9 protein-coding genes and 1 tRNA gene are annotated in these 13,310 nt (G+C 65.5%); 7 read left to right on the top strand and 3 right to left on the bottom strand.

Features of this window, described 5'->3' with window-relative positions; translation table 11 throughout:
- Positions 1-212: 212 nt before the first annotated feature.
- From ACK4FJ_RS13645 to ACK4FJ_RS13630, 4 genes are all read left to right on the top strand, one after another.
- Complete coding sequence (locus ACK4FJ_RS13645) at positions 213-2,669, top strand: penicillin-binding protein 1A (RefSeq protein WP_409767245.1); 2,457 nt, start codon at positions 213-215, stop codon at positions 2,667-2,669.
- 124 nt (positions 2,670-2,793) lie between these two features.
- Positions 2,794-2,868 (top strand) — tRNA-Val (locus ACK4FJ_RS13640).
- A gap of 75 nt (positions 2,869-2,943) precedes the next feature.
- Positions 2,944-3,777: an aldo/keto reductase gene (locus ACK4FJ_RS13635; protein WP_409767291.1), complete on the top strand. Its 834-nt coding sequence runs from the start codon at positions 2,944-2,946 to the stop codon at positions 3,775-3,777.
- Between the two features lie 39 nt (positions 3,778-3,816).
- Positions 3,817-4,698: a response regulator gene (locus tag ACK4FJ_RS13630; RefSeq protein ID WP_409767244.1), complete on the top strand. Its 882-nt coding sequence runs from the start codon at positions 3,817-3,819 to the stop codon at positions 4,696-4,698.
- A 6-nt stretch (positions 4,699-4,704) separates the two neighbouring features.
- On the opposite strand, the gene ACK4FJ_RS13625 is transcribed toward ACK4FJ_RS13630, so the two are convergent.
- A complete protein-coding gene (locus tag ACK4FJ_RS13625; RefSeq protein WP_409767243.1) occupies positions 4,705-5,766 on the bottom strand; it encodes a helix-turn-helix transcriptional regulator in 1,062 nt (353 codons plus the stop codon).
- Between the two features lie 251 nt (positions 5,767-6,017).
- Between ACK4FJ_RS13625 and ACK4FJ_RS13620 the strand changes: the two genes are divergently transcribed.
- Positions 6,018-8,012 (top strand): TonB-dependent receptor domain-containing protein, encoded by a 1,995-nt coding sequence (locus ACK4FJ_RS13620; protein WP_409767242.1) that lies wholly within the window; start codon positions 6,018-6,020, stop codon positions 8,010-8,012.
- Positions 8,013-8,033: 21 nt separating this feature from the next.
- On the opposite strand, the gene ACK4FJ_RS13615 is transcribed toward ACK4FJ_RS13620, so the two are convergent.
- On the bottom strand, positions 8,034-9,944 hold the full coding sequence (locus ACK4FJ_RS13615; RefSeq protein WP_409767241.1) for a bifunctional sugar phosphate isomerase/epimerase/4-hydroxyphenylpyruvate dioxygenase family protein: 1,911 nt from the start codon (positions 9,942-9,944) through the stop codon (positions 8,034-8,036).
- Positions 9,945-10,096: 152 nt separating this feature from the next.
- On the bottom strand, positions 10,097-10,795 hold the full coding sequence (locus tag ACK4FJ_RS13610) for a TetR/AcrR family transcriptional regulator (protein ID WP_409767240.1): 699 nt from the start codon (positions 10,793-10,795) through the stop codon (positions 10,097-10,099).
- Between the two features lie 243 nt (positions 10,796-11,038).
- Here ACK4FJ_RS13610 and ACK4FJ_RS13605 point away from each other — a divergent pair, with 243 nt between their 5' ends.
- Together ACK4FJ_RS13605 and ACK4FJ_RS13600 are read left to right on the top strand one after the other, a co-directional pair.
- Positions 11,039-11,857, top strand: a complete 819-nt coding sequence (locus tag ACK4FJ_RS13605; protein WP_409767239.1) for an RMD1 family protein — start codon at positions 11,039-11,041, stop codon at positions 11,855-11,857.
- Positions 11,858-11,890: 33 nt separating this feature from the next.
- Positions 11,891-13,300 (top strand): homospermidine synthase, encoded by a 1,410-nt coding sequence (locus tag ACK4FJ_RS13600; RefSeq protein ID WP_409767238.1) that lies wholly within the window; start codon positions 11,891-11,893, stop codon positions 13,298-13,300.
- The last annotated feature ends 10 nt before the right edge of the window (positions 13,301-13,310 follow it).

Genomic DNA, 13,310 nt, shown 5'->3' with positions numbered 1-13,310 from the left:
CGGCCCAGCCTAGCGCCACTTTGAATGATGAGGAACGCGAAAATCCCCGATTCCCGCGCTCTATCCTTTGCCGTGCCATGGCACCGCCACAATTATCCGCCTATACAGGCGAATGTTTCGGGAGTACCTGTACGCCCGATTTTCCGGCTTATGATTCCGGCCATAGATTCCGGCCGCGATAACCGGCCCAGAAACGGCCGCCCCGGGGTGCCATGCGTCTGCTGTCGCGTTTCCTGTTCCTGCTGTCCTTCGCCGTGCTGGCCGTGATCGGCGCCGGTGCCGCCGGCCTGGCCGGGCTGTGGTATTACGGCCGCGACCTGCCCGACTACAAACAGCTGGAGAAATACGAACCGCCGGTGACGACCCGCGTGCATGCGGGCGACGGCCGCCTGATCGCCGAATTCGCCCGCGAGCGCCGCCTGTTCGTGCCCATCCAGGCGATCCCGAAACCGGTGATCCAGGCCTTCCTGTCGGCCGAGGACAAGAATTTCTACGAGCATAGCGGCATCGATCCGATGGGCGTGCTGCGCGCCGTGATCCAGAATGTGGTGAACCTGGCGCAGAACCGCCGGCCGGTCGGCGCCTCGACCATCACGCAGCAGGTGGCGAAGAATTTCCTGCTCGGCAATGAAGTCTCGCTCGGCCGCAAGGCGAAGGAAGCCATCCTCGCTTTCCGCATCGAGAACACCTTCAGCAAGGACAAGATCCTGGAGCTGTACCTGAACGAGATCTATCTCGGTTCGGGCGCCTATGGCGTGGCCGCCGCCGCGCTGGTCTATTTCGACAAGTCGCTCTACGACCTGACCCTGCCCGAGGCGGCCTATCTGGCCGCCCTGCCCAAGGCGCCGAGCAACTATCATCCGGTGCGCCATTACGAACGCGCCAAGGCGCGCCGCGACTGGGTGATCGAGCGCCTGCAGGAAGACGGTGTGATCAGCGTGGAGCAGGCGCGCGCCGCCATCAGTACGCCGCTGGTGGCGATGACGCGGCCGGAATCGGAACTGGCCCGCGCCGACTGGTTCGCCGAGGAAGTGCGCCGCGACCTGGCGCAGAAATTCGGCGACAAGGGCCTTTATGAAGGCGGCTTGAGCGTCCGCACCACGATGGACCCGAAGCTGCAGGCGATCGGCGAGCGCGTGCTGCGCGACGGGCTGGAAGCCTATGACCGCCGTGCCGGCGGCTGGCGCGGCCCGCTCGCCCGCGTGGCCCTGACCATGCCGGGCCAGGACTGGCGCACGCAGCTGAATGCCATCCTGCCGATCCCCGGCATCCTGCCGCCCTGGCGCGTCGGCGTGGTGCTGAAGGTGGACAACGACAGCGCCGAGCTGGGTTTCAGCGACGGCAGCAAGGGCAGCCTGCCCCATGCCGGCCTGCGCTGGGCGCGCAAGAAATTCGGCCCCGACCATTTCGGCCCGGTGCCGCGCACGCCCGGCGAGGTGATCGCCGCCGGCGATGTGGTCGCGGTGGAAGCCATCGACGGCAATGCGAAGAACGGCTACGCGCTGCGCCAGATTCCGGAAGTGGGCGGCGGCCTGGTCGCCATGGACCCACATACCGGCCGCGTGCTGGCGCTGGTAGGCGGCTTCGATTTCAAGCTCAGCCAGTTCAACCGCGCGACGCAGGCCAACCGCCAGCCCGGCTCGTCGTTCAAGCCCTTCATCTATGCCGCGGCATTGGACAGCGGCTTCACGCCCTCGTCGCTGGTGCTGGATGCGCCCTTCGTGCTGGACCAGGGCCCCGGCCTGCCGCTGTGGAAGCCGGGCAACTATTCCGACCAGTTCTACGGCCCGTCCACCCTGCGCGTCGGCATCGAGAAGTCGCGCAACCTGATGACCGTGCGCCTGGCCCAGGCCATCGGCATGGAGAAGGTGGTGGATTACGCCAAACGCTTCGGCGTGATCGACAACATGCCGCCGGTGCTGTCCATGGCCTTGGGCGCCGGCGAGACCACTTTGCTGAAAATGACCACGGCCTATGCCGAGTTCGTCAATGGCGGCAAGAAGATCACGCCGACGCTGATCGACCGCATCCAGAACCGCAGCGGCGCGACGATCTATCGCCACGACACGCGGCCCTGCCAGGACTGCCTGGCCACCGTGTGGCAGGACCAGGCCGAGCCGGCCCTGCCCGATCCGCGCCCGCAGGTGATCGATGCCGTGACGGCGTATCAGATCACCTCGATGCTGGAAGGCGTGGTACAGCGCGGCACCGGCATCCGCATCCGCGAGCTGGGCAAGCCGCTGGCCGGCAAGACCGGCACCACCAACGACAGCATGGACACCTGGTTCATGGGCTTCAGCCCCGACCTGGCCGTCGGCGTCTTCATCGGCTACGACACGCCGCGCGACATGGGCAAGCGCGAGACCGGGTCCTCGGTGGCGGTGCCGGTGTTCAAGGCCTTCATGGCCGAGGCGCTGCAGGACAAGCCGAACATCCAGTTCCGCGTGCCGCCCGGCGTGCGGCTGGTGCGCGTGCAGGCGGCCACCGGCGAACTGGCCCGGCCGGGCGACCGCAACGTGATCCTGGAAGCCTTCCGCCCCGGCACCGAGCCGCAGCCGGGCGAGCGCAGCAGCGTGCTGGACGGCTCGATGAGCGAGCATGACGGCATTTCCGGCGTGGGCGGCAGTGCCGGCGCGGCGCCGATCTCGGGCACGGGCGGCCTGTATTAAAAGATTGGCGGCCTGTATTAAGTCGCTGTTCGCAAAGGCCGCTTCGCACCGCTTGACACCATCGGACGGCGTCTTTATACGCTCCCCTCACGGTTTGATTGCCGGTCCAGTCCGACCGGCCGGCGGGCGGTTAGCTCAGCGGTAGAGCACACCCTTCACATGGGTGGGGCCACTGGTTCAATCCCAGTACCGCCCACCATTTTCCTTCAGCCTTCTCGCCATCGTTGCATCGGTTCGCCCTCATCTGCGGGAGCGTCGCGTGATGTCTGCCTTCATGCCGAGCGTTGCATTGCCCAGCGGCGAGACCGTGCCCGCCCTGGGCCAGGGCACCTGGAACATGGGCGAGAGCAAGGCGAAGCTGCGCGACGAGGTGGCCGCGCTGCAGCTTGGCATCGAACTGGGCATGACGCTGATCGACACCGCCGAGATGTATGCCGACGGCATGGCCGAGCAGGTGGTGGCCGCCGCCATCGACGGCCGGCGCGACGATGTATTCCTGGTCAGCAAGGTGCTGCCGCAGAATGCCAGCCGCGCCGGCACGATTGCCGCCTGCGAGCGCAGCCTGAAGCGCCTGCGCACCGACCGCATCGACCTCTACCTGCTGCACTGGCGCGGCGGCGTGCCGCTGCATGACACGATCACGGCCTTCAACGACCTGCGCCGCGCCGGCAAGATCCGCTTCTGGGGCGTGAGCAATTTCGACACCAGCGACATGGACGAGCTGGAGCGCCTGAGCAACGCGACGGCGGTGGCGACCAACCAGGTGCTCTACAATCTCTCGCGCCGCGGCATCGAGCATGACCTGATGCCCTGGTGCCGGCGGCATAACCTGCCGATCATGGCCTATTCCCCCATCGAGCAGGGCCGGCTGCTGAAGAATGCAGCGCTGAAGGCCGTGGCCGCGCGCCACAATGCCACGGCGGCGCAGGTGGCGCTGGCCTGGCTGCTGCGGCAGAGCGGCATCATCGCCATCCCCAAGGCCTCGCGGCCCGAGCATGTGCGGGAGAACCATGCCGCACTGGAGATTCGGCTGACGCGGCAGGACCTGGCCGAACTGGATGCCGCCTTCCCGCCCCCCAGCGGCCCGCAGCCGCTGGAGATGCTGTAAGCGGTCATCCCGCGACCGCTTTCCGGCGTATAAAGGGCCATGAAACCGCTGCCCGATACCCTGCCGCGCGACCTGACCGTGATGGTGGTCGACCCCGACCGCCATACGCGCAACCTGCTGCGCCGCATGCTGCTGGATATGGGCTTGCGCAACCTGCTGTTCGCCGCCAATGCGAGCGAGGCGCTGGACCTGCGAGCAGCCTGCGCCGGACCGCTGGACCTGCTGCTGGCCGAACTGGACCTGCCGGAGCAGGATGGCATCGTGCTGGCGCGGCTGCTGAAGACCGAGCAGCCCGGCCTGCCCATTGTGCTGCTGAGCCGGGAGGTGACGGAAACGACGGTGGCGCTGGCGCGCGAGGCCGGCATGGCCGCCCTGCTGGCCAAGCCGCTGGCCCCCGACCAGCTTTACGAAAAGATCGTCGGCACTTTGCAGGGCGATCCCGGCTACAGGGCGCGCGAATGGCTGCGCAGCGAGGAAGGCCTGGCGTTTGCCGCCGAGGCGACGCCGGAGATGCGCGCGCTGTACGACATCTGGAACGAGGCGCGCGGCGAGATGGCGATGCCGCCGCGCGACTTCCTGCAGGAACTGGAACTGCGCCGCACCGAGTCAGGCTTCGGCCGCAGCATCTTCATCGTCGAGGTCGAGCCGCCGAAGCCACGCCTGCGCTACAGCTTCGTCGGCGACGCGCTGCAGGCCCGGCTGGGCTGGAATGTGGAAGGCACGTATATCGACGAGCAGAATTTCATCTATCGGCGTTATGCCGAACCCGCCTATGCCCGCGTGATCGGCCACAGGCTGCCGCATTACCGTCGCGTGGGCGCCATCGAACGCATGATCCTGTTCCGCTACCAGCGCCTGCTGCTGCCGTTCGGCGACGCGGGCGGCGTGCAGACCGTGCTGGGCTATGCGCGGCCGCGTTAGGGAAACCTATTCGACCGTCGCGGCGGGACGCGCCGGTGATCCGTCATCGCCGGCCATCGCCGCGTAACCCGCCAGACGCGGTCGCACATCGCTGGGCGAAACGCCGAAATGGCGTTTGAAGGCTGTGGCGAAATTCGCCGCGTTGCCATAACCGGCAACATAGGATGCCTCGATCACGCTGATCGTGCCGCTTTCCAGCATGGCACGGGCGCGCTCCAGCCGGCGGGCCCGCACGTAGTCGAAAACCGACGTGCCATGTATGGTGCGGAACAGCCTCTGAAGGGCGCTGACGCTCATGCCGACATGACGCGCGACATCCTCCAGCCGGGGACGTTCGTCGCCGGAAGCCTCGATATAAGCACAGGCCTCGCGGATGCGGTCTCGCTCGCGGCCGCCACAGCGCGGCAGCATGTCCAGTGGATCGCTGCCCGTCAGCCGGCGCATCATCTCGGCCACGATATCGACAGCATGGCTTTCAAGCTGCAGCCCATGCAGCAGCATGCCGTAAGGCGACGGCGCCAGCACCTGCTCGGCCAGTTGCACATGACGCAATGAAGGCTGCCAGGCAGCAAAGCCGAGATGGCTGCCGGCCAGCCGGTGCAGCGTCTCGGCGTCCATGCCATCCTCCTCTGCGATCTGTTCCAGCCAGCCGGGTGGAATGCTGACCGTTACCTTGCGTACCCAGTTGCCGCGGATGCCGCGGCGCACGAAGCGGTCGGGCCATGCATAGGACAGCAGGAAAGCCTGCGGCACCGGCCGGCCGTCGGCATCGACCTCGGCCCCCAGCGAAATGTCGCGGTCGCCGGCCGTGATCTTGGCGCGGCCGCGCAGGAAAATGCCGACCGTGATGCCGGGATCATGTGTGCCTTCGCTGACCAGATCGTGGGCATCGACCGCATCGGTGGCATGCAGCATCAGGCCAGACCGCAGTTTCTGCAGACGGAAGCTGCCTTCCAGGACGACATCATCGGCCGCAGCCGACAGGCGGTAATCCCCGTCCGATACAAGGGCCTGCAGATCACGCGCCGTAACCCGCGGCCCGGCCGTGCCCTTCGAGCGATCCTGCATCCTGCCTTCCCTCCATCGTCGCCGGGCGATCTCCGCTTGCGGAATGTGATCTGACCATTCCGCAAACGAACTAGACCGCCGCGCAAAAGCCGGTGCAGGCCCGCGCCGCTATAAGACGGCATCCGCGGGACCGAGTCCGGCCCTTAAATGCGAATGCTTCGCATTTTCTTTAGCATGTACCCGAATCCGGGTCCAGTCATGCCGGCCGCGCCGCGTCGGGAAGAACTATGTGTAAACAAGGGGATATAGATATGTCTGGTGGAATTTCCGCGCTGCGCCGCGATCAGGCGGCGCTATGGGGCGTGTCGGTATTGGCGCTGGTGGCCGGAATCGGACCGGCCTGGGGTCAGCAGCAGCCGGCCGCCACCCTGCCCCCGGTTCAGGTGGAAGGCAAAAAGCTGGCGATCGAGGTCGAACAGGCGATCGACGCGGAGCAGATCGACCGCGACCAGCCGACCACCCTGCGCGAGCTGTTTTTCGACAATCCGGCCATCACGGCCACGAGCGGCAGCACGGCGGCACAGAAATTCTATCTGCATGGCCTGGACCAGGCGAAGCTGAACGTGACCATCGACGGCGCGCAGCAGCGCAACAACGTCTGGCACCATAACGGCAACATGACGCTGGACCCGCTGTTCCTGAAATCCGTCGAGGTTGAGTCCGGCGTCTCGGCCGCCGATTCCGGCCCCGGCGCGCTGGGCGGCAGCGTGCGATTCAAGACCAAGGACGCCAAGGACATGCTGCTGCCCGGCCAGACCAGCGGCGGCACGGCGATCCTGGGCTATGACACGGACTCGCAGACGTGGCGTACCACCGGCGCCGGCTACACCGCGCAGAGCGGCTTCGAGCTGCTGGGCATCGCCACGCTGTCGCGCGGCGACAATTACAGCAATGGCGACGGGACCGAGGAAGCCGGCACCGGCACCGATCTGATGAGCGGTCTGGCCAAACTGGGCCACGAAGCCGCGAACGGCCATCGCCTGCGGCTCTCCACCGAATATGCCGAGGACGATGCCACCCGCCGCCTGCGCAGCAACCTGGGCGTCCTGAGCAATGCCCAGGGCCGGCTGCTGAACAGCAACCGCGCAGTGCGCTCGACCACCGTGCTGAGCTACGAGACAGCGGAACCGACCGATTACGTCGATCCGAAATTCGAGCTGTATTACAACCGCAACACACTGGATCGTCCCTGGGAAAACAAGAGCCAGACCAGCGCCCATGGCGACTTCAACCTGGTCCTCGCATCGGTTGGCGGCAAGCTGCAGAACACCTTCGTCATCCCGACCGGCAACCTGACAGTGGGTGTGGATTACAATCGCGACGACAGCGAAATCGAGCGCTTTCACTTCACGACCAATGTGGGCGAGGAAGTGACCAATCTGGGCGCCTTCGTCCAGGCCCGCGTTTCGCCCCTGACCGACTGGCGGGTTTCCACCGGCCTGCGCGGCGACATGCAGAGTTACGAATCGGTCGACAACAAAACCTTCGACAATTCAGGCCTGAGCCCGAACCTGTCGAGCGAATATGACCTGACCAATCGCATCACCGCCTTCGCCGGCCACAGCTACAATTTCGGCGGCCTTGAACTGGCCGAACAGGCGCTGTTCCATGCCGGCAACTACACCTACGCCAACAACCTGAAGCCGGTGACCGCGCATAACAGCAAACTGGGCCTGCGCTACAACGACCAGGGCTTGGCACTGGAAGGCTCGCTGTTCCGCACGGCGATGGAAAATCCGGTCGCCTACAACTTCACCACAAGAACGCGCCTCAATGGCGAGGACTTGGTGTCGCGCGGCTTCGATCTGGGTGCCGGCTACAAGTGGAGTAACGCGCTGGTCAGCGCCAAATACGCCCATACGGATGTGAAGTATGGCGGCCGCATGGCCCTGAGCAGCGATTACAACACCGCCGTTCCGGTGGGTGACATGTTCGCCCTGCGCGGTGAATACACCTTCGTGGATTACCGCCTGACCCTGGGCGCGAGTTCGGAGATCGCGCTGGGCATCGACGATCCTGCGTTGCGCGCCGCCGGCTTCAACGACATCGAGAACTACGAGGTGTTCAATCTCTACACCGAGTGGCAGCCGATGCAGGAGGTGAAGTCCTGGAAGCTGCGCTTCGAGGTGAACAACCTGTTCGACGAGTATTACATCAGCCGCTCGACCTACGGCCAGACCGGCACGATCACGCCGCTCTATTCACCGGGCCGCAGCGTTTATCTCTCGTCCAGCATCAAGTTCTGATCTGCAACAACGTCGGCGGCGCTAGAGCAGCGCCGCCGGCACCATCTCGCGGGCCTGCGCCTGCGCGGCCATGCGCACCGGGGCATTGACGGCGCCATACTGGTCGTAGCCGGCCTTGCGCTGCACGACCTCGAAGAAAAACCGGTCCTCGAACATCTGCGTGTAGACGTGGAGGAATTCCCCGCCTGCCTCGTCGCGGTCGTAGAGGATGCTGTGCTGGCGCAGGCGGTCGACCAGCGCCGGGTCGATGTCGAATTTCGCCAGCAGGTCGTCGTAGTAATTTTCCGGGATACTGAGCAAAGGTACGCCGGCCTCGCGCATAGCCCCGGCGGCGGCGAAGATGTCCGCCGTCGAGAAGGCGATGTGATGCACGCCGGCACCGGAGAAATGCGAGACCGAGCGCGCCGTGGCGGTGTTGCGGTTTTCCGAGAAGCTGAGCGGGAAACGCAGGCTGCGCTGCGGGTTCGATACCGCCCGGCTGCGCACCAGGCCATAGGGATCGGGCAGCACCCAGATATTGTCGGGCTGCAGCCCCAGAACGGCGCGATAGAACAGCAGCCAGGAATCCATCTGCCCGGCCGGCACGGCCTGGGCGATATGGTCGAAGCGCTGCAGCCCGGCGGCATCCGCCTCGCCCTCTTCCAGGATGAAGTCGGTGGAGAAGTCGAAGGCGCTGCCGACGAAATAGACCAGGCTGCCGTCGATGGAGCGGAAGGCGGGGATGCTGCGCTCGTTCGGGCCGAGGCGGCCTTCGTAGCGCGTGCAGCCATAGGCATCGGCGCGGTTCAGCATCTGCGCCTCATCGGCCACCCGCAGGCAGATGGCGCAGATCGAGGTGCCGTGCACCAAATAATAGGAATGCGCGAAAGAGTCGCGCTCGGCATTGAGCACGATATTCACGCCGCCCTGGCGATACAGCACCACATCCTTGGAACGGTGCCGCCCGGCCAGGCGGAAGCCCAGCGCCTGGAGCAGGCCGGCGAGCGACTGCTCGGCCGTGCTGTCGACGGCGAATTCGATGAAGGCGACATCAAGCAGGTCGGGCACAGCCGGCGGATCGAACAGCGCGACCCGGCGCGGCAGGGCAGCGATCTTGTCGGCGGAGGGCGCTGCTTCGGCGCGACGGCGCATCTGCTCTTCCAGATAGCGCAGCGAGCGCATGCCGTCCTGCGCCGTCATGCGGGTGGGTCCGGCGCGGAAATCGTCGTTGAATACTTCCAGCGACAGCGGACCGGAATAGCCCGACGCGATCGCCTGCATGGTGAAGCCGGCCACGTCGAGATCGCCCTGGCCGGGGAAGCAGCGGAAATGCCGGCTCCAGGTCAGCACGTCCATGCTCAGGCGCGGCGCGTCGGCCAGCTGCACGAAGAAAATCCGTTCGCCGGGAATATCGGCGATGCCGGCGGGATCGTCGTTCAGCGCCAGGGTATGGAAACTGTCGAGCACGAGGCCGAGATGGGGATGCTCGGCGGCCTGCACCATGGCCCAGGCCTGGCCATAGGTATTCACATGCCGGCCCCAGGCCAGAGCCTCGTAGCCGATGCGCAGGCCGCGACGACCGGCGCGCTCGGCCAGTTCATGCAGCTGTGCCGCCGCCAGGGACGCATCCGGCAAGGCGGCCGGCGAGACACTGGAGCAGACCAGCATCAGCGGCGCGCCCAGGTCCTGCATCAGGTCGAATTTGCGTTCGGCGCGATCCAGGTTGCGGCGGAACATCGCTTCCGGCACGCCCTCGAAATCGCGGAACGGCTGGAACAGCACGATCTTCAGGCCCAGATCGGCGGCCATGTCGTGCACCTGCCGGGCCGAGCCGTTGAAGAACAGCAGATCGTTCTCGAAGATCTCGACGGCATCGAAACGCGCCGCCGCGATGGCCTCCAGCTTTTCCTGAAGGGTGCCGCTGATCGATACCGTCGCGATAGAGCGCCGCATGCCGCCTCCTCCATCCCTTTATTCTTGGCCAAGCCGGGTTCAGGCCGCATGGCCGCAACCACGCTTCACAGGGCGTCGCGCGATTATGTACGAACTAGTTAGTATGTCAAATTGGAAATGATGATCGCTGCATGCCGCGCCGGCGCGTCAGGTCAGGCCTTCACGAAACGCAGGATCATTTCCACCACGGTGTCGCGGCGGCGGCGCTGGGCTGCCGGCGAAGACATGTCGTGGTCGAAAATGGTGGAAAACGTATGTCGGTTGGCGACGTTGAAAAAGCAGAGCGCGCTGATCGACATATGCAGGTCGATGGGATCGAGGCCGGGGCGAAACACCTTGGCCGCCCGGCCGCGTTCGTAGATCTTCCGGATCGCGTCGATGGCCGGCACGTTGAGGCCACGGATCGCCTTCGACTGCTTCAGGTATTCGCCCTGGTGGATGTTCTCGTTCATCACCAGCCGGATGAAATCAGGATTGCCGCTTTCATACTCGAAGGTGAAGGCAACCAGCCGGCGCAAGGCCTCTTCCGGCGGCAGGTCTTCCAGGTCGAGCTGCGCCTCGATGCCCCGAATGCCGCGATAGGCCTCTTCCAGCACGGCGATATAGAGGCCTTCCTTGCTGCCGAAATAATAGTAGATCATGCGCTTGCTGGTCTGGGTGCGGGCGGCGATCTCGTCGATCCGCGCCCCGCTCAGGCCCTTGGAGGAAAACTCCTCGCGGGCGACATCCAGGATGTTGCGCTTGGTCTTTTCCGGGTCGTTGGTGCGCCCGGCCTCGGCCCGTCCCAGCTCCCGGCCCGAGTCGCCACGCCGGCGTCGCGGTGAGGCCTTCGTATTGGTGCTTTTTTCCATTGCCAGCGCGCCAGCCCGTCTGCATAACCGGATTTGATCATAGCATTAGCGGAATGTACGCACTAGTTCGTACGTTTTCTACGCTCCGCCCCGGGACCCGCCGGTTTCACGGGATTATAATATTGCCAGCGCGGGAAAACCGATATATGCCGCGCCACGCTGCTGTGTCCGGCCCTGCCGGCGGAGTCGGCGTTATGCCACCATCTTTCCATCCAGCCCTCCTTTTTTCCGACCCAGCAAGCCGTGACCGACCTGACACCCCCACCCCCCAACCCTGCCACTGTGCCGGGCCGACTGACCGTCCGCGCCCTGCTGCTGGGCGAGCGGCTGGACGTGGCCGGGCTGGAACGGTCGGACGCGATCTCGACGGCACCGTTTGCCTTCCGCGTCGGCGAGCGGGGCATGGTCGCCCTGTTCCGCTATGGCGCTGCCGTGCTGGCCGGCCTGTCGCCGGTGGAGGAAGACGACCTGCTGCGCAAGATCGCGCCCCGTGTCAGCGGCGCCTTCGCGACCATCGAGGACGAGGTGGCGACCGTCACGCTCAGCCCCGAGGGCGATGACAGCATCCCGCCCGGCGGCCCGATCCAGCTGCGCGAGCTGACGCCCGAACGTTTCCTGGTGATCGCCGATGCGATGGCGAAAAGCGTGGCGCTGGCCTCGAACGAGCGGCAGGTCAGCTCGGTATTCGACGTGATCGATCCGCTGGCGCGCGGCCTCGCCCGCGAGGGACGCCTGCCCGCCAATCGCCCGCAGCTGCTGAAGCTGATCGGCGGCGCCCTGCAGGTGGAACACCGCGTCGCCGGCCGCGTGGCGGTGGAAGACAAACCCGACGTGCTGTGGGACCGGCCCGAGCTGGAGCGCCTGTTCAAGCGCCTGCAGGACGAATACGAACTGACCGAGCGCGCCGCCGCACTGGCCGAGAAGCTGGACGTGATCCAGAACTCCACCCGCGCGCTGACCGACCTGATCGATGCCCAGCGCAGCCTGCGGCTGGAGGCGGCTATCGTGCTGCTGATCGTGTTCGAGATCGTGCTGACCTTCATCAACTGGACTTTTTTCTAGAGCATCATCCTGTTTCGTCTGACGGAGAAAGAAATGAAGCATGTGTCGTTTTCCGGCCGCCTGGTCATGGTCGGCTTTGGCAGTATCGGTCAGGGTGTGTTGCCGCTGATCCTGCGCCATATCGACATGCCGGCCGAACGGATCACGATCGTCACGGCCGAGGAACGCGGCCATGACGTGGCCAGGGAATACGGCATCACGTTCGTGCGCCAGCCGCTGACCCGCGACAATTACAAGACCGTGCTGGAGCCGCTGCTGAGCCAGGGCGATTTCCTGCTCAATCTTTCGGTCGATGTTTCCTCGGTGGCGCTGATCGAACTGGCGCAGGCGCGCGGCGCCTTCTATCTCGATACCTGCATCGAACCCTGGGCCGGCGGCTATACCGATCCGAGCAAGACGCCGTCGGAGCGCTCGAACTATGCCCTGCGCGAATCCGCCCGCGCGCTGATTGCCAAATACAGAAATGGCCCGACCGCCGTGCTGACCCATGGCGCCAATCCCGGCCTGGTGTCGCATTTCGTCAAGGAAGCGATGCTGCATATCGCGCGCGATACCGGCCTGCCGGCGAATGCGCCGACCGACCGTGCCGGCTGGGCCAAGCTGGCGCAGAGTCTGGGCGTGAAGGTGATCCATATCGCCGAGCGCGATACCCAGGTGGCGGAACACCAGCCCAAGCGGCGCGGCGAGTTCGTCAACACCTGGTCGATCGACGGCTTCGTGGGCGAAGGCTGCCAGCCGGCCGAACTGGGCTGGGGCAGCCACGAGAAGCATTTCCCCGCCGACGGCAAGCGCCATGAGTTCGGCTGCGATGCCGCGATCTACCTGATGCGGCCCGGCGCCGGCACGCGTGTACGCTCGTGGACGCCGCTGGAAGGCCCGATGCACAGCTTCCTGGTGACGCATAACGAGTCGATCTCAATGGCCGACTATTACACCGTGAAGGATGGCGACAAGCTGGCCTATCGCCCCACGGTGCATTACGCCTACCATCCCTGCGACGATGCCGTGCTGTCGCTGCACGAGATCGCCGGCAAGAACTGGGACATGCAGCCCAGCAAGCGGCTGATGATGGACGAGATCACCAGCGGCATGGACGAGCTGGGTGTGCTGCTGATGGGCCACAAGAAGGGCGCCTACTGGTATGGCTCGCGCCTGACCATCGAGGATGCCCGCAAGCTCTGCCCCCACAACAACGCCACCAGCCTGCAGGTGACGGTGGCGGTGCTGGGCGGTATGGTCTGGGCGCTGGAGAACCCCAAGGCCGGTCCGGTGGAAGCCGACGAGATCGACCATGCCCGCGTGCTGGATGTCTGCCGCCCCTATCTGGGCGAAATGGCCGGTGCTTATACCGACTGGACGCCGCTGTCGGAGCGCGGCCGGCTGTTCCCCGAGGACGTGGACAACAGCGATCCCTGGCAGTTCAAGAATTTCCGCGTGGTGTGAACGCGGTTAT

The organism is Ferrovibrio sp., assembly GCF_046297595.1.
Lineage (GTDB): Bacteria > Pseudomonadota > Alphaproteobacteria > Ferrovibrionales > Ferrovibrionaceae > Ferrovibrio.
The sequence above is the reverse complement of the archived record's forward strand: the minus strand, read 5'-3'. Positions and strand labels throughout refer to the sequence as shown.

Excerpts from the sequence above, each read along its gene's own strand:
- ACK4FJ_RS13600 (WP_409767238.1), top strand. The coding sequence starts at position 11,891 with ATGAAGCATGTGTCGTTTTCCGGCCGCCTGGTCATGGTCGGCTTTGGC.
- ACK4FJ_RS13620 (WP_409767242.1), top strand. The coding sequence starts at position 6,018 with ATGTCTGGTGGAATTTCCGCGCTGCGCCGCGATCAGGCGGCGCTATGG.
- ACK4FJ_RS13610 (WP_409767240.1), bottom strand. The coding sequence starts at position 10,795 with ATGGAAAAAAGCACCAATACGAAGGCCTCACCGCGACGCCGGCGTGGC.
- ACK4FJ_RS13625 (WP_409767243.1), bottom strand. The coding sequence starts at position 5,766 with ATGCAGGATCGCTCGAAGGGCACGGCCGGGCCGCGGGTTACGGCGCGT.
- ACK4FJ_RS13630 (WP_409767244.1), top strand. The coding sequence starts at position 3,817 with ATGAAACCGCTGCCCGATACCCTGCCGCGCGACCTGACCGTGATGGTG.
- ACK4FJ_RS13615 (WP_409767241.1), bottom strand. The coding sequence starts at position 9,944 with ATGCGGCGCTCTATCGCGACGGTATCGATCAGCGGCACCCTTCAGGAA.
- ACK4FJ_RS13645 (WP_409767245.1), top strand. The coding sequence starts at position 213 with ATGCGTCTGCTGTCGCGTTTCCTGTTCCTGCTGTCCTTCGCCGTGCTG.
- ACK4FJ_RS13635 (WP_409767291.1), top strand. The coding sequence starts at position 2,944 with ATGCCGAGCGTTGCATTGCCCAGCGGCGAGACCGTGCCCGCCCTGGGC.